Annotated in this window: 17 protein-coding genes; 14 read left to right on the forward strand and 3 right to left on the reverse strand. The window is 68.4% G+C overall.

Going from position 1 to position 19,597, the window contains the following annotated elements:
- The coding region (locus Rhe02_RS18600; RefSeq protein WP_203909526.1) for a hypothetical protein at window positions 1–301 on the forward strand (301 nt) is incomplete at its 5' end.
- 549 nt (window positions 302–850) lie between these two features.
- On the opposite strand, the gene Rhe02_RS18605 is transcribed toward Rhe02_RS18600, so the two are convergent.
- From Rhe02_RS18605 to Rhe02_RS18615, 3 genes are read right to left on the reverse strand one after another with little or no spacing between them, the layout of a single operon-like run.
- Complete coding sequence (locus Rhe02_RS18605) at window positions 851–2,695, reverse strand: recombinase family protein (protein WP_203909527.1); 1,845 nt, start codon at window positions 2,693–2,695, stop codon at window positions 851–853.
- The gene (locus Rhe02_RS18610) at window positions 2,692–3,018 is read right to left on the reverse strand and encodes a hypothetical protein (protein WP_203909528.1); all 327 of its coding nucleotides are present in this window, start codon (window positions 3,016–3,018) and stop codon (window positions 2,692–2,694) included. The genes Rhe02_RS18605 and Rhe02_RS18610 overlap by 4 nt, the downstream gene beginning before the upstream one ends.
- Complete coding sequence (locus Rhe02_RS18615) at window positions 3,015–3,734, reverse strand: hypothetical protein (protein WP_203909529.1); 720 nt, start codon at window positions 3,732–3,734, stop codon at window positions 3,015–3,017. The genes Rhe02_RS18610 and Rhe02_RS18615 overlap by 4 nt, the downstream gene beginning before the upstream one ends.
- A gap of 657 nt (window positions 3,735–4,391) precedes the next feature.
- Between Rhe02_RS18615 and Rhe02_RS18620 the strand changes: the two genes are divergently transcribed.
- The 13 genes from Rhe02_RS18620 to Rhe02_RS18680 all read left to right on the forward strand — a co-directional run bounded on the left by Rhe02_RS18620 (window position 4,392) and on the right by Rhe02_RS18680 (window position 19,555).
- Complete coding sequence (locus Rhe02_RS18620; protein ID WP_203909530.1) at window positions 4,392–5,306, forward strand: sigma factor-like helix-turn-helix DNA-binding protein; 915 nt, start codon at window positions 4,392–4,394, stop codon at window positions 5,304–5,306.
- 130 nt (window positions 5,307–5,436) lie between these two features.
- Complete coding sequence (locus Rhe02_RS18625) at window positions 5,437–5,775, forward strand: hypothetical protein (RefSeq protein ID WP_239123905.1); 339 nt, start codon at window positions 5,437–5,439, stop codon at window positions 5,773–5,775.
- A gap of 1 nt (window position 5,776) precedes the next feature.
- Complete coding sequence (locus Rhe02_RS18630) at window positions 5,777–7,177, forward strand: conjugal transfer protein TrbL family protein (RefSeq protein WP_203909531.1); 1,401 nt, start codon at window positions 5,777–5,779, stop codon at window positions 7,175–7,177.
- 115 nt (window positions 7,178–7,292) lie between these two features.
- Window positions 7,293–7,481 carry a hypothetical protein gene (locus Rhe02_RS18635; RefSeq protein ID WP_203909532.1) on the forward strand — a complete coding sequence of 63 codons (189 nt, stop codon included), beginning with the start codon at window positions 7,293–7,295 and terminating at the stop codon, window positions 7,479–7,481.
- A complete protein-coding gene (locus Rhe02_RS18640; RefSeq protein WP_203909533.1) occupies window positions 7,471–8,397 on the forward strand; it encodes a PrgI family protein in 927 nt (308 codons plus the stop codon). The genes Rhe02_RS18635 and Rhe02_RS18640 overlap by 11 nt, the downstream gene beginning before the upstream one ends.
- A 98-nt stretch (window positions 8,398–8,495) precedes the next feature.
- On the forward strand, window positions 8,496–10,178 hold the full coding sequence (locus tag Rhe02_RS18645) for a VirB4 family type IV secretion system protein (RefSeq protein ID WP_203909635.1): 1,683 nt from the start codon (window positions 8,496–8,498) through the stop codon (window positions 10,176–10,178).
- A gap of 108 nt (window positions 10,179–10,286) precedes the next feature.
- Window positions 10,287–12,848 (forward strand): type IV secretory system conjugative DNA transfer family protein, encoded by a 2,562-nt coding sequence (locus tag Rhe02_RS18650; protein WP_203909534.1) that lies wholly within the window; start codon window positions 10,287–10,289, stop codon window positions 12,846–12,848.
- A 339-nt stretch (window positions 12,849–13,187) separates the two neighbouring features.
- Window positions 13,188–14,165: a replication-relaxation family protein gene (locus Rhe02_RS18655; RefSeq protein WP_203909535.1), complete on the forward strand. Its 978-nt coding sequence runs from the start codon at window positions 13,188–13,190 to the stop codon at window positions 14,163–14,165.
- 436 nt (window positions 14,166–14,601) lie between these two features.
- Window positions 14,602–15,264 carry a hypothetical protein gene (locus Rhe02_RS18660; RefSeq protein WP_203909536.1) on the forward strand — a complete coding sequence of 221 codons (663 nt, stop codon included), beginning with the start codon at window positions 14,602–14,604 and terminating at the stop codon, window positions 15,262–15,264.
- A gap of 258 nt (window positions 15,265–15,522) precedes the next feature.
- Window positions 15,523–15,933, forward strand: coding sequence for a hypothetical protein (locus tag Rhe02_RS18665; protein ID WP_203909537.1), 411 nt, complete (start codon window positions 15,523–15,525; stop codon window positions 15,931–15,933).
- A 181-nt stretch (window positions 15,934–16,114) separates the two neighbouring features.
- Window positions 16,115–16,645, forward strand: coding sequence for a hypothetical protein (locus Rhe02_RS18670; protein ID WP_203909538.1), 531 nt, complete (start codon window positions 16,115–16,117; stop codon window positions 16,643–16,645).
- Window positions 16,646–17,012: 367 nt separating this feature from the next.
- Complete coding sequence (locus tag Rhe02_RS18675) at window positions 17,013–18,365, forward strand: hypothetical protein (protein ID WP_203909539.1); 1,353 nt, start codon at window positions 17,013–17,015, stop codon at window positions 18,363–18,365.
- Window positions 18,366–18,601: 236 nt separating this feature from the next.
- Window positions 18,602–19,555: a hypothetical protein gene (locus tag Rhe02_RS18680; protein ID WP_203909540.1), complete on the forward strand. Its 954-nt coding sequence runs from the start codon at window positions 18,602–18,604 to the stop codon at window positions 19,553–19,555.
- Window positions 19,556–19,597: the final 42 nt, after the last annotated feature.

Here is a 19,597-nt window from a genome sequence, read left to right on the forward strand (position 1 = left end):
AGAGCTTGGCGACCAGTACAGCGCCGCCTCCACCTACCAGCAACTTGGTGAAACGCTTGTCGCCCTGGAACGGCCCGACGACGCCCTTACAGCCTTCCTGAAGTGCGCTGGCGCCCAGTACGAAGCCGTCGAGGCATGGCCGCAAAAGACCCTGGCCGCAATCCAAGCAATATCGGCGACTATCCCACCGAATGAGTTCACAACAGCCATTGACGAAGTGATCCCGCCCGAGCTTACCGCCGGCTTCCTCAAGGCGCTTGCAGATACGACGGCGGCTACCACGGAAGCGGGTGCCGGCTGAGCGGAGAGCGGCTGCTACGTCGCATACTTGTCGCAGCCGACACGGGGAAGCGTGTTTTGCCTGGTGAACGTGATCCCTGTGGCGGTCTGTAAAACCGCCGCGAGTGCATGGCCGCGTTTTTGCAGCGTGTGCACTGCAAGAAGAGCGAGTCGGTGGCTGAAGGCCACGGTGACGCCGTCCAAAGCCAGCTCGGCCTCGAGACCCGGCGCTATTTCTCTCTGTCCATTGCAGACGTAGCAATCTTCGATCGCTTCTCAGTTGGGAGTCGATCACAGGACGCCGGGCACGCAGGCCCTTGATCGGCGCGGTGACGCGACCAGGCGATTCTCATATGACTGGTACGCCAACGAATTTCGTTACCGGGGGCCAAACGTTACAGCTCGGCTGAACAGGATGCGTGGCAAATCTGCCGCATCGCCCGCCGGCCGCATCGTTTGACGGGCGATGATCGCTGGGAAGAGAGGCGTTTCCGTCCAGCCGGTCCCGGCAGCCGTTTCGACCTGCGCCGGGGCGCTCCCACGGCGCATAGGCCCAAAATTTGGTGATCGTTCAGGCCAGGATTGGGGCTGTCTCGCTAGTGACAGTTACGTGTATGACGAGTTCCTGTTCGGTTGGGTGAACCCGGATCTCGAGTTGAAATGCGTCGAACAGTAGTCGCATCTCGTCCTCGGGGAGGCGTGAGATGTCGATCGATGTGACGGGTAGCTGGTCGAGTGTGGTGAGATCCATGAGCGCAGCGGCACGTGTTTGGTCCTTGTTGGCAGCGAGGGTCTCTTTGATGGATTTTTGCTTTGCGACGATCTCCGCAAATCTGTTCTTGATGGCGCCGCGCAGTGCTGCGTCGACGTCGTCATCGCCGGTGGGTTCGAACTTCTCCAGCTCGCCGATCAGGTTGGCCTGGCGGTGTTGGAGATCTGCCAGGTGTGCTTCGAGGGTTCTTTCGTGGGAGGCTGCCTCGTTTTGAGCGGTGAGGTCGCTGGCTTTGGCTGCGGCGGTGAGCATGGCCTGGCGGCCGGCGCCGAAGATCCTGTCGCGGAAGAACCGCCGCGCCGGATCGATGAGTAGATCCTCGCGGATGTAGGCGGCGCGCGGATGCTGTGCGAACCACGGTAGATGTGCGTGGCGTTTGGTGTCGGGCGAGCATCGGTAGTAGGTGTGGCCTTTTTGCATTTCGCCGGCGTATCGACGGCCGCACATCTGGCAGAACACGTAGGACCGGAGTCTGTAGCTGCGCTTCGTCTTTGGTTCGGCGCTGTTGCCTGGCGTGGTGTGGGAGCCTTGTCTGTAGCGGCCGACGGCGTTAGCGGCGTCGAACAGTTCGCGTGTGACGAGCGGCTCGTGGGTGGGTCGGGGCGACCAGACCCACGCCGAGGGTGGGTTGACGCGTCCTTTGACGCTGCGATCGGCGTGGCCGCGTTTACGCCGGTTCCAGACCATGTACCCGCAATGCTTGGGATTGGTGAGTACCTCTCTTACGGTGCCTGCGGTCCATGCGCCGACTCGGTGTCGGCCTTGGCCGAGGATGGGTTCTGGTGGCGGGTAACGCCGCGGATCGAGGTTGAGCCGATGAGCGATGTCGTCGTAGCCGAGTCGCCGGATGGCCCGCCAGAGGAAGATTTGGGTGACGACTGGTCCTTGGCGGTCGTCGGGTATGAGGCGGTGTTTGGTCTTGCCTTCGCGGGCCTTTGCTTTGACCGGGTGCTTGAGCCTGTCGGCTTTGTAGCCGTAGGGCGGCTTGCCGATGTTGTAGCCCTGGGCGGTATGGGTCTTCAGCCCGCCCCAGGTGAGTTCGAGCATGTTGAGGACGTACCACTCGGAGATGGCTTGCTTGATTCGCCGGGTCAGGGTGGAGGTGGCTTTTCGGTAGGGTGCGTCGCCGTTGTCGAGGTTCGGGATTGAGCGGTGATCGATTCCTTCGTCTGCGGCCAGGAGGGCGACACCGGCCTTTTCCAGCTCGAATTCGATTTTGGTGCTGAAGTAGGTGACGCGGGCTACCCGCTCGATGGATTCGACGACCACGGCGACGAAGCGTCGATCGGATCGTGCGGCTTCGGCAAGCAGGTCGGCGATGCCGCCGTCGCGGGCGATGGGGATGTCGAGGTGCTGGTGGGCGTTGCCCTTTCCTCGGTTCTCCATCGTGGTACGTCCTGACTCGACGTCGTAGAACTTGGCAACGATGACGAAGCCGGGCGGCAAGGCCTTGCGGCTGGTGTCCAGCTGTCGTGGCAGTGACAGGGTGGGGTCTTGAGCGTCGTCGGTCGAGGTGCGGCCAAGCCACGCCACCGGTATCGAGGCCAGTGGGAAACTCTCGGGCACATGATGTTCGGCCTGGTGACGCAGCCAGTCCAGCGAGCTGACATCGCCCTGGTCGAGTGGGCCTGGGGGAGTGGTCATGAAGGTGGTCCTTCGTTGGAGGCGGGATGCTCGGCGAACCAGCGCAGGGCTCGCCGCACAGCCATGGCCTGTCGTTCGAGCAGTTCCTGTGCTTGCCGTGTTCCGGACGCGACGACGACGAACTCGACCCGCGCGCCAAGTGCATCAGGTTCGGCGGACAGGTGCCCCCGGAAGGCGGCGACGGAACGTGTCTCGTTCGTCGGGCTGACCGGTCTGTCGTGCGCGTCGTCGGGTGTCGTCGGCCTGTCGCGGGTGACACGTGGCCGTGGGGGTTTCTGACGCCCTACGCCGCCGTTGCTGTGGTGGTTGTCATAGGGTGTCACGGCGTCCTCACCGCTTTGCAAAGGATGATCATTGTGGTGGCGGTGGTGCGACGCGGGGTGGCAGCGTCGGTGTCGCTGCCCGCGTTGTTGAGGTCGTGGTCTGTCGCGGGGTAGGTGAAGGAGTCGTGGCCGTCGGTCGCGTCGAGCGCGACGATGTCGTGCAGGTGCCGCAGTCCGGCGGCGCGGGCGGTGGACACGATCTGGTGCTCGTAGTCGGTGTATGTGGTGCCGGGCTGGCCGGAGCGTGCGGCCGTGACGGCGACGATGACGCTTCCGTCGCTGTCCAGGACGTCTTCGCAGGCTGCGAGCAGGGTGTGGGCTTGGGCGGAAGTGTGTGGGGCTGGCCGGGGCCACCGCATCACGATCAGGGTGATGGGGCGTGGCGGCGTCAGGTGCTGCCCGTCGAGTCCGCCGCGGCCACCGACGTTGATGTAGCCGCGTCCCTCCGCGTGCGCGGCGTCACGCAGGTTGTCGTCGGCGTCGAAGTCGGCGATCGTGTCGCCGAAGGCGGTGTAGATCGTGACAAGGTAGTGCGCCAGCCGGGCCGGCAGGTCGATGTCTTGTCCTGACGTGTCAGGGTCGTGCGCGACGGTGCGCCAGACGATGACAGGTACCGTGTCGCCGTGTGTGTCGCTCCTGACGGGTGTGCCAGGCAACGGCATCGCGGCGGGGGCCGCGGACTCGGTGGGGTTGTGCCGTGGAAGGTCGGTTGTCATAAGCGGGTTGCTCCCGCGCCGACGATCCGTGTTCGCAATCCACTAAAGGCCCCGTGCGGGGGAGAAACGCGGCCTGTGTCTGGCGCGCGGCACCCAACTGTTGCCCAACACCTCGGGTGGGGGACCGGCGGTTGCACCCAACAGGGCAACGCTGTCATTCCAACAGCGGCGCCCATCGTCTGTTCGGTGGGACCGTGTGTTGGTCAGCGCGAGATGTCGATGCCCCAGCGGTCCGCTGTTCTATTGCGCGTTCCCGGTGGCGGTGCCGGGTTCCCCTGCTCGTCACGGTGACCTCGGGGTCGCTGACGATCCGGATAGGGCTTGCGCTGCCAGGCGAAGCCGTCGACGGCGTCAATGCGTCGATGAAGGGAGCTGGAAGCCTTGCCAGCGAGGCTGATCTTTCTATTTGCCAGAACACTGTCTGCCGATGTGCTTGCTGAACAGTGGCCAACAGGCCTGTCACCGGTGCTGTTGGCTCGGCGGCTCATTTCCGGCCACGCCGCACGGGCGAGCCACGGTTGCCGTGGGGTACCAGCGACTTCGCCCAACAGCAACGGCGGCGGCAGATGAAGTGGTCTTGCTGTTGGGTTGAGCTGCCTGAATAGCGGTTCACGCGCCGGATCTGGTTGGCGCGCCGGATTTTTCGGGAGTTCCGTGATGTCTGATACTGCTGGTTGGCCGTCCACGCCGCTGGACGCGGCCGAGAAGGCGTTTGTGATGCTGGCCGAGGCGCCCACGCACGTACCGTTTGACGCCCGCGGTTGCGAAGGTTTGCCTAGCAAGATCCTGCCGCTGGATGAGCTGCGTCAGCTGCTGCTCGCCCCGGCCACGGGGGAGGCGGTCCGTGATGGCGTGTGGCGGGAACTGGTGATCCGGTCCCGCCGGGACGGACCGGCGTGGCGGGTCGCTGCGGTGGGGATGGCGTTGCCTGGCCTGCGCCGCCGGGCTGGCATGCTGGCCGCCGGATGGCGCGGTGACACCCATGATCTGGACTCGGAGTTGCTGCTGGGGTTCATGGAACGGCTGCGCAGCATCGATCTGGACGAGCGGCGTATCTGCGGTCGGCTCATCGACGCCGGGGTACGCGCGGCTCGCGCGTTACGCGACACGGATTCGGACGCGTTGCTGATCCGCGGCTGCAGCGCCAGTTCGCTGTGGCCGATCCGCCCGTGGGACCATCCGGATCTGGTGTTGGCCCGGGCGGTGGCCGCCGCTGTCCTGGACCGTGAGGAAGCACGGCTGATCGCCGAAACCCGCCTGGAACACGGCACCCTCGTGCAAGTTGCCGCCGAGCTGGGCATCTCCCAGCAGACCGCATCGCAGTGGCGGGCCCGCGCCGAACAACGGCTCAAGAAGGCGATCGACGACGGGGAGCTGGCGTTCGTGGCGCTGCGTCCACGACGACGACAACCCCACAGGGGCAACGCCAATCGTGGTGTTGGGCAACTGTTGGGTACCCGGTCCGGTGCAGAGGCGGTGTTGGGCGCCCCACAGAAAGCTTTGGTGGGTAAGTCATCGGACCGCAAGGCGGCCGGTGGCCGCGCCCTGGGAATCGTGGCGACGCCGGCCTGACAGGTCCGTGTTCGCAACGTGTGTCCATACGGCTGAAAGGAGCCCGGCTCCCACGGCCTTGCCCGCGATTCCCGGTGGCGCGCCTCAAATTTTCCTGCTATCGCCCCGCCAGGGGCGGGAGGTGCCCATCATGGTGCGACGTCACATGTCCCGTCTGTTCACCCTCATCACGGCCACCGCCGCGGCGGTGGCCGTGGCCGTTCCCGCCTATGCGGCGCAGCCGCAGATCGCGGCGGTCAACGACCTGCCGACTGTCATCAACAACATCACCGTCTGGGTCGGTGGCATTGCCTTTGGCGTGGCCACCCTGTTCGCCACCATCGGGTTCTTGCTCTACCTGAGTGCCGGCGGCGATCCGACCTCGGTCGAAAAAGCCAAGGCGGCGTTCAAGAACGCCGCCATCGGCTACGCCGGCGCGTTGCTGGCCCCGGTTCTGCTCGCGATCGTGCGCGGCTGGATCGTGGACTGACATGGGCTGGGTCGTCGATGACCTGCTGGAAGCGATGCTGAACTGGTTCGCCAAGACGATCGTCGGTGGCCTGGATGTGTTGTGGGACCTGCTGGCGGCAAGTGTGTTCACCTCTCCGGACGTGACCGTGCTGCCGCAGGTCCGCACGTTTTCCAGCACGTCGCTTGGCATCGTCAACACCGCATACGTCCTGGCGTTCCTGGCGGTGTTCCTGCTCATCATGGGCCGCGACACGGTGCAGATCCGATACGGGCCAGGCGAACTGATCCCGCGGCTGGTCATCGGACTGATCGCGGCGAACTTCGCCACGCCCCTGTGCGCGACCCTCATCGAGGTCGCCAACGCCCTGACCGGTGCATTGACTGCGCAGGACATTACCTCCCCGGCGTCGATGCAGCAGATGCGCATCACTGTTGACAGTGCGCTGGCCGACAAGAACGGCAGCGAACCGGCCGGCGTCCTGCTCATCCTGATCGGGCTGGTCATCGCCGTGATGGTCGGCATGCTGCTCATCCAATGGATCATCCGGCTGGGTGTGCTCATCATTGCGGTCGGCGTGGCCCCGATCGCGCTGGCGCTGCACGGCACCCCGCAGACCGAGCCCACCGCGAAACTGTGGTGGCGCACCATGCTCGGCACGCTGGGAACCGTTGTGGCGCAAACGGTCGCCCTGCACACCACGCTGACGATCTTCCTCGACCCGAACGCGAACCTGTCGTCGCTGGGGCTTCCCGGCGACCGCACCGTGATCTTCAACCTGCTGGTCGTCGTGTGCCTGCTCTGGGCAACCCTGAAGATCCCGGCCATGATGCGCCATTACGTCACCCAGTCCTCGCCCAGCCCCGCCGGGACGATCCTGCGGGTCGTGCTGGTCCAGCAACTGACCAAGGGCCTACGCCATAAGTTCAGCGCTGGAGGCGCCGGCGGCATCGCCCGCGGGAGCGGTGGTGCGGCGGGCGCATCACGCCGGGCGGGCGGCCCGTGGCCGTTCACCTCGCCCGGCGGGGGCCGCCGGCCGCTGCCGCGAGCCACCGACCTGCCGACCCGGCCACCTACCTCGCCCGGTTCGGCGTCAGCGTCCTTGCCGACCCGGCCTCCGTCAGGGGCCGGTCCCGGCGTGGTCGGCGTCGCCTACCCCACCGGTCGCCCGATAAGGCCATACACCCGGCAGGAACTGGCGGCCGGAGTCGACCTGTTCGGCAAAACGGTGCCCAGACAGCCGCCAACGACACTTGCACGTTCATCCCGCCCGCCGATCCGCGCGGCAGGCGTCGTATCGGATCCGTCACCGGCCGGACCACGCGCGGGCGTTCCGGCAGGGGTCACCCCTGCCACCGTGTTCGCCCGCCAACGACCTGTCCGGGCACCGGTGCGCGGCCCTTGGCATATGCGCACCAGCTGACCGTCGCGGCCCTGGGCCGCCTGCCACATGCCATGAACGGTGCCGAAGGCGTCGGTCCTCACCCCTGTCAACACCCACGCCCTGCCGCCGCCTGGACTCCTGAAAGGACCTGACTATGACCACCGACAACAACTCCACCATCGCCTCCGCCGGCCGGCCGGAACGCCCGATTGTGGCGCTCGCATGGCCCACCGGCAGGCCGATCTACCCCTACACCGCCGACGAAATCGCCGCCGGAGTAGATCTCTACACACGCCGCCTCAAGGCCGAAGCCGCCGAGGCCGGTGATCCGGATGCGCGCTGACACCGACACCGCACCACGCGCACGCATCCCCGCCGACGTGGACCAGCCAGACAAGATCCTCTATGGGTTCACGGCCCGGCAGCTGGCGATCCTCGCGGTCGCCGGCGTCGCCGCCTACGGGCTGATCAAAGGTGTGGGCGACCTGCTGCCGCAGCCGGTCGTCATCGCGATCCTGGTGCCAGTCGGCGGCGTCGCGGTGGTGCTGGCGCTGGGCCGCCGCGACGCGATGAGCATGGACAGGTGGCTGCTGGCGGCGATCCGCCAGTCCCGCGCACCAAAGCATCATCTGGCGGCGTCGGCCGGGCCTGTGCCCGGCTGGGCGCCGGGGCCGGGGATGGCGGTGCCGCAGCTGCGTCTGCCCGCACACGCGATCTCCGAAGCCGGCGTGATCGACACCGGCGAGAAGGCCGTTGCTCTGGTGGCGGTGAGCACCGTCAACATCGGCCTGCGCACCGGCGATGAGCAGGCGGCGCTGATCGGCGCGTACGGGCGGTGGCTGCACGGCCTGTCCGGGCCGGTGCAGCTGGTCATCTCCGCGCAGCGGGTCGACCTGGCCAGCCACGCCCAGCGCGTCGCCGACCTCGCCTCGGCCATCGGCAACCCGGCACTGGCCGACACCGCATACGACTACGCCGAATTTTTGGACCAGCTGGCCGAGCGCTGTGACCCGTTGTGGCGCACGGTGACGATCGCCGTCACGGCCGACAGCGACACGGGCCGCGACATCGAGGTCCTGCGCCGCGCCGGTCATGCCGCCTCGGCGCTGGCCGCGCTCGGCGTACAGACCGCCGTCCTGGACGGGTCTGCCGCCACGGCAGTGCTGACCTGTGCCACCGATCCCTACACCCCTGTCGACACGACCTGGCCCCGGGCACGTCCCGGGGCTGCGGTCACCGGCCACGGAGATCTGCTGTGAAGAATCTGTTGCCCCGCAAGCCAATAGCGCACGACACCGACAGCCCGGCCGCATCGGCCGGGCTGTCGCACGTTCTAGGCCCGTCCGGTGTGGTCAACATGCCGCGCTACCTGCAGGTCGGCGACGGCTACGCCGCGGTGCTGATGGTGACCGGGTACCCGGCCGAGGTCGGTGTGGCCTGGCTCGACCCGCTGCTGGGCTGGCCGGGCCGTCTGGATGTGGTGGTCTACATCGACCCGCTCACCGGGCCGGCTGCGGCGGCCGGGTTGCGCCGGCAGCGGGCCAGGCTGGAATCCAACCGGCGCACCGATACCGACAAAGGCCGGCTGCTCGACCCGGCCGCCGAGGCCGCGGCCGACGATGCCGCCGAACTGGCCGACCGCATCGCCCGCGGCCACAGCAAACTGTTCCGCGTCGGGCTTTACCTGTGCGTGCACGCGGCCAGTCTCGACGAGCTGCAGGAGTCGATCGCGCAGGTGCGGGCGGTGGCGGCCTCGGTGCTGCTGGACACCCAGCCGGCGACGTGGCGTCAGCTGCAGGGCTGGATCTCCACCCTGCCGCTGGCCACCGACACCCTGCGCATGCGCAGGGTGATGGACACCGAGGCCATCGCCACCATGTTCCCGCTGGCTTCCCCGGATTTGCCGGCGCCGCTGCCCGGGCAGCCGGCTCCCGCCGGCGGATTGTTGTACGGGCTGAACCCTGACTCGGGCGGTGTCGTGTGGTGGGACCGGTGGAGCCAGCACAACGCCAACAGTGTCGTGTTGGCCCGATCGGGGGCCGGGAAGTCGTACTTCGTCAAGCTGGAGGTGCTGCGGTCGTTGGCCGACGGCGTGGCCGTGTCGGTCATCGACCCGGACAACGAGTACCGCCGCCTCGCCGACGCCGTCGGCGCGGTCACTATCGCTTTGGGCGCGGGCGGGGTGCGGCTCAACCCGCTGGACATCCCGCCCGGCGACCGGCGCGGCGACGCGCTGACCCGCCGAGCGCTGTTCCTGCACACCCTGGTCGCGGTGCTGCTGGGGGAACAGCCGCCACCGGCCGAACGGGCCGCGCTGGACAAGGCGATCATCGCCGCCTACACCGCGGCCGGGATCTGCAACGATCCCGGCACCTGGGGCCGTCAGGCGCCGCTGCTGCGCGACGTGTCCGCCGCCCTGGCCGAGCAAGGTACCGCCGCCGCCGAGACCCTCGCCGCCCGGCTCACCCCGTGGGTGTCGGGCAGCTTCCGGGACCTGTTCGACGGACCCACCACCCATGCGCCGCACGGGCAGCTGGCGGTGTGGTCGACCCGCCACCTCCCCGACGAGCTGCGCGCCCCCGGGATGCTGCTCGCCCTGGACGCGATCTGGCGCGACGTGGACGTACCCGGCAACACCGGCCAGCCGCCCCGGAGGCTGGTCATCGTCGACGAGGCCTGGATGCTTCTCAAAGACGGGCAAGGAGCCAAATTCCTTTACCGGCTCAGCAAATCCGCCCGCAAACGCCGCGCCGGCCTGGCCGTGATCACCCAAGACGTCGGTGACCTGCTCGGCTCCGATCTCGGCCAGGCCGTCATCGCCAACGCCGCCACACAGATCCTGCTGCGCCAGGCCGCACAGTCCGTCGACGCCGTCGCCGACAGCTTCGGCCTGACCGCCGGCGAAGCCCGCCTCCTGCTCTCCGCACGCATAGGCGAAGGCCTGCTGATCTCGGGGGCGCACCGGGTCTGTTTCCACGCCGTGGCCTCCAAAAAGGAACACCGGCTGTGCATCGGAGACCTCGAAGTCGACGACGCCTAGAACCGCACGTCACCGCCGAATCGTCTCCATATTTCTACCGGGCTGGCCCGGGCACCCAAACAGGTGCCCGGGCCAGCCCGTTTCCTACTTTGAGAAGGGCCGATCGCCATGATCTCGTTCGCTGTATTCGTTGCCCCGCAACCGTCTGCGCCTACCACATCGCCGCCTCCCGAGTTCTCTTTGCCCGCGCCGTCGCAATGGCTGCTGCACGCCGTCCAGGGCGCTGTCGGCTGGTGCGTGCAGCGGCCGTGGCTACTGGCCGTTCTCACGCTGACGATCGCCGCAGCGGCAGCCGCGCGGGGCATCGTCGCCTCCCGCCGTCACGCACGTCTGTTGCGGGATGCGCGGCTGATCACCATCAGCCCGCCGCCGGAGGTCGAAGCGGCGGGCGCCGGCGTGCTGTGGGCGAGCCTGGCCGAGATTTTGCGCCCCGGCCTCCGGCGCCGACTGCGAGAGGGCCGAGCGCATGTGGCCGTGGAATACCGGTGGGCTGGCCGTCAACTGCAGATCGGTATCTGGCTTCCGGGCACCGTCGCCGACGGTCCGGTGCTGGCCGCGATCCGCGGCGCCTGGCCCGGGGTGGCCTGCCAGGTCACCGATCCCACGCCACCGCTGCCGGTGACGGCGCCGGCCGTAGGCGGCGCTTTGGCTCCGGTCATGGCGGCGTGGTTCCCGCTGGAAACCGGCCACGACGCCGACCCGCTGCGCACCCTCATTCAGGCCGCCGCCGACCTGCACGCCCATGAGGCCGCCTGCGTACAGGTGCTGGCCCGCCCCGCCACCTACCGGCAGATCACCGGCCTGCGCCGAGGTGTGCAGGCACTGCGCACCGGCAAGCCCGCCCACAGCTGGCTCGATCCGCTCACCTGGCTACGCGGTGCCCTCAACCTGATCCTGGAACTACTCGGCCCCGCCGACCGGACCGCTCACGTCGCCACCGGCCGTCACCAAACACACCTGCCGGGCGCCGACCCGCAACACGAACGCGACGCCCGCGCCGCGGTCGACAAACTCGCCGGGCCGCAGTGGGAGGTCGCCCTGCGCTACGCCGTGGCCCACACCGGCCGCGGCGGCACCCCGCACACCCTCACGCCGCGGCTGTCCAATCTCGCCCTCGGCATCGCCTCCTCGTTCGGCGTCTACGCCGGCCGTAACCGGCTGCGCCGCCTGCGCCTGCCCCACCCGGCCGTCGTGCTGGCCGCTCGGGTCATGCGCCGAGGGTTTCTGCTCAACAACACCGAACTGTCCGCCCTGGCGGGGCTGCCCACCGACATCGCCGTGCCCGGGCTGGACCGGGCACGCGCCAAACCCATGCCGGCGCCCGTCGCCGTGGCCACCGGCGGGCGCACCACCAAAGTCCTCGGCGTCGCCCAGGTCGGCGGGCACAAAGTCGCGCTGAAAGCAGCCGATGCCCGCCAGCACGTGCATGTGCTGGGCTCCACCGGATCCGGCAAGTCCACCCTCCTGCTCAACATGATTTTGGAGGATGTGCACGCCCGCCGCGGAGTCATCGTCATCGACCCCAAAGGCGACCTGGTGACCGACGTGATCGACCGCCTGCCGGCCAAGGTCGCCGACAAGCGGCTGCTGCTCATCGACCCCGACCAGCCCGCCGGGGCGACACTGAACCCTTTGCAGGGCAACGACCACGACCTGGTCGTCGACCACATCGTGAGCATCTTCGGCAAAATTTTCGCCAAGCACTGGGGTCCCCGCATCGACGACACGCTGCGCATGGCCTGCCTCACCCTCCTGCGCAAGGCCAACGCGACGCTCACGTTGGTGCCCTCGCTGTTGCAGGACAAGCAGTTCCGGGCCGCGTTCACCCGCGACCTGGACGACCCGGAAGGCCTGCTGGGCTTTTGGCAATGGTTCGAAAACACCCCACCGCCGCTGCGCTCGCAAGTCATCGGCCCGGTCCTGGCGCGGCTGCGCAGCTTCCTGACCCGCCCGTTCGTGGGCCAAACCATCGGGGCGCCGCGCTCGACGGTGAACATGGGCAAGGTCCTCGACGGCGGCATCCTGCTCGCGCGTCTGCCCAAAGGGCAGATCGGCGAGGAAACCAGCCGCCTGATGGGCTCGTTCATCCTCGCCTCGGCGTGGCAGGCCGCCACCGCCCGCACCCGCATCGCCCAAGACGCCCGCCGCGACGCCGTGGCCTACATCGACGAGTCACACAACTTCCTCAACCTACCCGGCTCGGTCGGTGACATGCTCGCCGAAGCCCGCGGCTACCGGTTCGGGCTGGTGCTGGCGCATCAGAACCTGACCCAGATGCCCCGCGAAACCCAACTCGCACTGTCGGCCAACGCCCGCAACAAGGTGTTGTTCAGCTGCGCCCCCGAAGACGCCCACCAGCTGGCCCGCCACACCATGCGCGAACTGTCCGAACACGACCTGAGCCACCTGGACGCCTTCCAGGCCGCCTGCCGCCTCGTGGTGGACGGCCGCGAAACCCCGGCGTTCACCCTGCACACCCTGCCCGCCAAGCCCCTGACCGGGCAGGGCACCGCGGTGCGGCAAGCCGCACTGGCCAACGCCCTGTCGGGCACACAGTCCAATCCGGACAGCGGCCAGGCAGCCATCGGCCGCCTCGCCAGAGTCAAGCCACGCAGCAACCCCGACGACCCGGGCGAAGCTCACCCCACCGACACAGACAGCGCCACGTGATCCACAGACGCGTCGGTGCCCGCCGTTTCCGTCCACCACCGATCAGCAACGAGCCCTGCGCACACCCAACAGCCACCCCACCATGTCCACCCGAGCCGCGGCCGGCGACCAACCTGCAGACGGCGTGGCGCTCTCACACCGCCACAGGGGGATCGGGATAAGAGCCCTGAAACTCACCGTACTGCGTACTCGGCGGCCCTTTCTATGCCGCTGCCTCGAACGCGTGCCGTGCGGCCTGACCCCGGTCAGCGGGTCGGCCCGCAGCCCGGCCGGAACTGCGCCACGCCCGGCCGACCCCAGGCCGACACCACCCACCCGACACCCCAGCTAGGAGCCCACATGTCCAGCCATGACCCGACCCGACACTTCCCTGCAGGGGAAGTCTCCCGACCGGGGAACCAGCCACCGCCGATGGTCGCGCTGCGCACCCCCAACCCCAAGACGCCGGCCGGCGGCACGCTGATCGAGATGTCTCACCGGCTGCGTCCCCGCGACTACGCCATCGCCTCACTTCTCTACCACCACACCACGTTGACCACCGACCAGCTCACCGCGATCCTGTTCCGCAACCCGATCACCTGCCGGCACCGGCTGGGCACGTTGCGGTCCTTCGGGTTCGTCGACCGGTTCATCCGCCGCAGCCATCCGGGAACCCCCAATCTCGTCTGCTGGGTAGCCGGGCCACTATCGGCCAGGCTCGCGACACTGTCCGCCGGTGAGAATCCACCCACCGTGCGGGCGCTACGCGAACGACAAGACCGCATCTACGCCAACCCCGCCCTGGACCACCTCATTGCCACCAACTGGTTCTTCACCAACCTGTTGGCCCACGCCCGCACCAACCCGCACACGTGCCTGCTGCGCTGGTGGTCCGAACGCCACACCGCAGCCGCGTTCGGCCAGCGCATCCACCCCGACGGGCACGGCGTCTGGGCCGATGGCCACCGCCAGGTCGGGTTCTTCCTCGAACTGGACCGCGGCACCGAACCGATCGGCAAGCTCACCCAAAAACTCAGCTCCCACCGGCGGCTGCGCGCCGAAGGCGGGCCAACCTATCCGCTGCTTTTCGCGCTGCCCAGCCGCGCCCGTGAACAGAACCTGCATCGCCGCCTGGCCGAGCGTCCCGAACCCAGTCTCGCGGTCGCCACCACTTCACCGGAGTCCGGCGACAATCCCGCCGACCCGGTATGGCGGCTGGTGGGCAACGGCCGCCACCGGCTGGCGTTGGCGGACCTGCCCGCCGGCCATGCACAACCCGGACCACTCAACCCCGGCCCGCCCACCGCCGCCGATCACCCGCTGCACCACCTCGGCTAAGACGTAAGCGGCACCCAACAGCCGCCCGCCCTGCCCAACAACCCGTCCGGTCTGCCCCAACAGATTGCCGACAACGCGTAGCCAACCCCGCCACCGCAGTTCACACATCTGCGGTCCGCTCACGGGTGGGGGATGGTGTTGGGTGGCGGGGCTACGGTGAAGCCTTCTCCTAGAGAACCCCCCATGCACCAACCCTTTGGGTCCGGCGCCCACCACCGCGGTAGCAACCGCCCACCCGCCTTCGGCCGGTCGGCCTGCACCGCCCGTGACTCGCCCCACCCACCTGCTTCATCTACAGCACTCGCGCCGTTTCGGCGTGTGCATTGCCGCGTTGGCGGCTGTGCCCGTCATGCGCATCCACCGCCGGTGGCTGCGGCGAGCTCGTCTGGTGGCGCGCACCGTCACATCAGTGTCTGTCCTCATTGGAGGGACTATCGTGCCCGAATTCACCATCCTGACCGTCTGCCTACCCGCAGCCGTGCCTGTCGGCAGCCTTGCCGCCGCGGCCAGCGCTGCCCTGGCCGCCCACGGCATCACCGACGCCGGCCCCGCCGGCCACTTCTTCACCACCGCCCGGCTGCGCACCAGCAACCTTGTGCAGCCCTACCACGGCACCGCCGCAGGCGGACCTGTCAAGCTGCTCGACCTTGAGCGCATGCGCGCCGACGCCCACCTGAAGTATTGGAACCGTCATGAACTGTGGCAGCAGGTCACCGGCGGATCCCCGGTCGCCCGCCCCTGGTGGCATTTCTACGACCGGTACCTGGCCAGTCCCGACACATACACGTGGGACCACGCCGTGCAAGGCTTCCTCAACCAGCCCCGCATCACCTGCATGCGCACCTACAACAGCCACCCCCACCGGCTGACCAACCTGCCCATCGAGCACCTCGACGCGTTCGAGGCAGGACCCCAGGCCTACGCCGTGTACGGCTGGCTGTCCGCCGTGCCCTGCCAAGGGCTGCTCACCCTCGACGGCGCGCTGCTGCGCTCCGCCAGCGCCCGCCACACCGACCAACTCACCTACCTGCAGCAGGCCAACGAACGCATCACCGCCTTGGCAGCCACCGACCACCTCGTCGCGTTCGCCACCCACTAACAACCGCCACCCACGGGTCATCCACACCGACCACCGGGGCATGGACCCCATGACCGCCAACGCGGCTTCCCGCTGGACGCACCACGACCCAGTCCCGCAATCAGCATTCGGGGCCTCGCTTCGGCGCCGCCGTGACCTGACCGGCCCGCCGCCTGCTGTTGCGTTTTTCGATTCTCGGCCGTCGCCCGGCCACCCCCAGATTCCGGGCGCGGCCGCTGCGCTGCGCCCGGAATCCCTTACCCGACAAGGAGTTCCGCCATGACCAGCACCCTTGCCCCGCATCAGCTGCTTCGCATCGGCCAGCCCGTTCACGTCAACCACCGCGCCAGCTGGCTGGCGGCCACCGTGACCTGCCTGACCCCGCGGCAAATCGGCGTCGCCTACCAGACCTCCAGCCCAGCACCGCTTGGCGACACCGTCCTGCCATGGGCGGTACGGCCCGCCGACGGCGCCCTGTTGCGCGCTGCCCGCCGCGTCGCGGCCGGCGACGAGGTCATCTTCGGCAGCACCACCCGCACCGTCGCTGCAGCCTGGAAAGGCCGCGACGGTTGGCTTGTCGTGCATTTCACCGACGGCGGCCAGCCCGCCCTCGTCCTGCCCGGCGCGGTACTGCGCCTGGTCGACCGTACCCCGGCAGTCACCGTCAACGGCCTGCCCATCACCGGCTGACCCCTCACAGCAGAAGGACACACGATGCCGCACACACGTTGGCACGCCCGTCATCCGACCTCACGCGCACACGCCTCACACCTGGCCGCGCGAACCCGGGTCACTGACACGGCCAGGCCCATCGCGAACGTGACACCGCTGACCTGTCCCGGTCTGCCCACCAGCCACCTTAAGGAGAGTCATGCATGACCTGCTCACCCCGCAACACCAGCCAAACGTGCCCGTCATCGCGCCACCCGGGTTGCCCGGCCTGCCGCCGACCGGCACCGCACCGGCCAACGTGCCCGGCCGCTGGCGCGTGTTCACCGGCGACTGGCTCGCCAACGGCTGCGCCTGCCATCTCTACACCGACGGCTACGCCGGCGAGCTCATCCGCCGCTGGAACGGCTGGGCCGTCTTCCGCACCAGCCGCACCGTCGCCGCTGCGATCGTCGCTCACCGGCAGCACACCTTCATCCAGCTGATGGCCGAGCACGCCGGCCGCGGTAAACGTATGCCCGATGCGTGGCTGGCCACCCTAGGCGAGTTCGCATCGGTGACCTGGCTGGGCAGCCTGATCGTCGTGGACCGGCGCCGCTACTCCGATGACGAGACCGACGTCGAGATCACCACCGCTGACGCCGAAGGCCTCTACACCATCGGCTGGAGCTGGTCCTGGGACGACGTCGACGCCGCCGCCGTACACACCATCCACGGCACAGACAGCATCTGAAAGTCGCCGACGCTCACTGTCGACTTTTCATCGCCTACGGCGCAACTAGCTGCCACAAGGTCTGTCGGTAGCCCCGAGACGGTGAGTGCGTCGGCCGCCGGAATGTCCGGACACTTGGCAACGACGAAGCACGCAACATGCCGATCACCTCGTGGTCCCTTGCCCGCCAACATTTCTGGGCAGCTTCGCCGTCGTCGGCGGCTAGCCGCCCTCTCCCGAGGGCCGTCTTATGGCCGGCCCTTCCACCTACCCAATGTGACCCTTCCGGGGACCGCGTCGGCCGTATGCCGCATCCCACAGGGGTTTCCTGGGGGATAGGTGTGCGGCTTCGGCGTGGTGCCTCGGACATTTCCCCTTTGGAGGATCCATGTTCGAGCCCTCTGCGCAAATCGAGTCTGTGCTGGCCGCGGTTGCGTGCCGGCCGGACGCTTCGGCGGGAATGCAGGCGATGATGCAGCGCGCGTCGGAGTTCGCGACGCCGTGGCAGGCACAGCTGACCGGGATCGCGCTGGACCCGGGCGGCCGTGCACTGGCCGACGAGTTCCTGGACACCTACTGGTCGCAGCAGGCCTATCGCCGAGACGCGCTGAACCTGGCCGGCCCCGACCGTGAGGTCATCATAGGCAGCGGCTTCCACGCCGCGGTATATGCCGCGATCCGTGTCCGCAGCGGCCATCCCCGGCCTTTGGTGTTGGAACGCGCGTCGCGCGTCGGCGGCGCGTTCGCCGTCACCGCGCGGCCGACGTTCTACCTCAACTCCCGCAACCGCCCCGGCGGCGCAGGACTGGCAGGCGACCAGGGAGCCAACCTGAACTACCTGCCGGGCGCGCCGATCCAGGCCACCAACGTCACGATGGCCGAGTATCCGGCCAACACCGACATGGCGTTTGTGATCCGGTTGGCGCTGGCCCAGTTCGCCGACGTGGTGACCGACGCCAACGTGCGGTACGTGTCCCGCGACGGCGACAGCACAATGATCGACCTTGACGGGGGCCGGCAGGTGAGAGCGGGGCGGATCATCGACGCCCGAGGCGTGGGCGATCCGGTCGACCAGAATGTCGCCAACGGCACCACGATCCTGACCTTCCCACAGTTCATGGGCCGTATGGCCGGCATGTGGCCGCTGAGGGCTGTGGGGCGGGCGGCCGTGGTCGGCGGCGGTGACTCGGCGAAGTGTGTCGTGGAGTCGTTGCTGGGTCTTGCGCCGCAGCCTTTCATGGCCGCCGCGGCGCTGGACAGTGTGGATCGTGTCGACTGGTACGCCGAACAGCTGCCCGACACCTGCCAGGGGTGGCAGCAAGCCATCCGCGGCCGGTACCAGGGGATCGGCCGCTATCTGCGGCCTGACCGGTTCGGTGCGCGGCGCCTGAACATCGTGGATCGCCGGGTCCGCCCCGTCGCGCTGCCCGACAACGCTCTCATCGATGGACGGGCATACGACCTGGTGGTTGTGTGCACCGGCAACCAGGAAACAGACATCGACGGTCTCGAACTGTCGGCGTTCGACGAATACACGCTCACCGGCATCAATGCGATGGCGCGCCGGCATTACAGCCTGCCGGCATTCCGGGTCGGTCCCCACGCGCGACTGCTGTTCACCGCGCAGGAGCGCGCCGACGGCATCGCCGACATCGCGGCCAACGCCGTATCGATGTTCCGCACCGCCGGCAAGACCGCCATCCTGGCCGCAACCCTGCCCGCGCTGACCGCCGACGACTAGTCCGCCGGTAGCCGTTGGCCTGTCAATGTTTCGCCGACAAGGGACCAGCCGGCATCGAGTTCAGCGAGGAGACCACCATCGAGGACATCGCCGTCGTGTGCGGCTAACTGTTCGCCACCAACCGATCCGGCAAGCGCCCGTGTGTGAGGCCAGCCGGGCCGGCGCACACCACCTCATGGTGACCCGCGCCGGCGTCGTCCGGCGCGGTCCCTGCCCCTATTCGAAGGGAACGCCACGTGAACCAGCAACCATCCGCCAACCATGATGCGATCCCGACCACGGACCGGCCCTGGTCACCGATTCCGACGTCCGATCCGGACGCTTATCTGATCCCCGCCGACGCGGCAGACCGCGACCATCTGGTGGCCGCGCTGCATCTGGCGGTGCAAGCCACCCATCGCGACCTCGGCTGTCCAGCATGCGCCGAGTCGGCCTGCACCACGGCGCAGCACCAGCCGCGGCTGGAGCAGGTCCGTGCCTGGCGCACCCTGGCCGACGGCATCGGCCGGTTGCCCACGCTCACCGGCGACGAGCCGATGATCCGCTTCGACCCGCAAGCCTGCCGCACCTGGCTTGACCAGGGGGCAGCACGACGCGCGGGAATCGACGAAGGCTTCAACAGCGACGCCTTCACCATCGCCGCAGGGCTTGAGGAACTGCTCTACCTGCTACACCACGAGGCCGCCCAGCACGTCTGGTGCACCGTGGCCCACCTGGACGACGTCGAGATCTGGCGCACCGCCGACAGCCACGGCGTCGACGGCGGAGGCATCCTCACCGCCGACCTGACCTACATGGGAACCCTGGTGCGGCTGGCCAGCCTGCACCAAGGCAGCGACGAATTCACCAACGACCCCACTGTGCGCGGCGTCGACGCCGCGGTCCAGGCCCTCGGCCACGTCGCGCGCACCAACCGGGAGTACGCCAACCTGCGCCGCGCCACCGGCCACCCGCTGACCCGCACCGACACCACCGCCGACAGCGATACCGGCGGCGTCTACACCGTTGTCGGCGTGTGGCTCGGCGACCAGCCGGTCCCCGTCGGCGTCATCGCCGGCGCACACGAGGTCAGCGGCGGCGACGAAGGCGAGCACTTCCCCGAAGGCGTGTGGGCCACCTCGGTGACCGCCGCCGACGACCACCAGGCCGAACGCGACGCCATCGAGCAGATGCGCGACGACGACGCCTAACCAAGCGCCGAAAGCGAGTCAGCGCCGACAGACACGCGGTCC

Origin of the sequence: Rhizocola hellebori (assembly GCF_016862955.1) — a bacterium.
Lineage (GTDB): Bacteria > Actinomycetota > Actinomycetes > Mycobacteriales > Micromonosporaceae > Rhizocola > Rhizocola hellebori.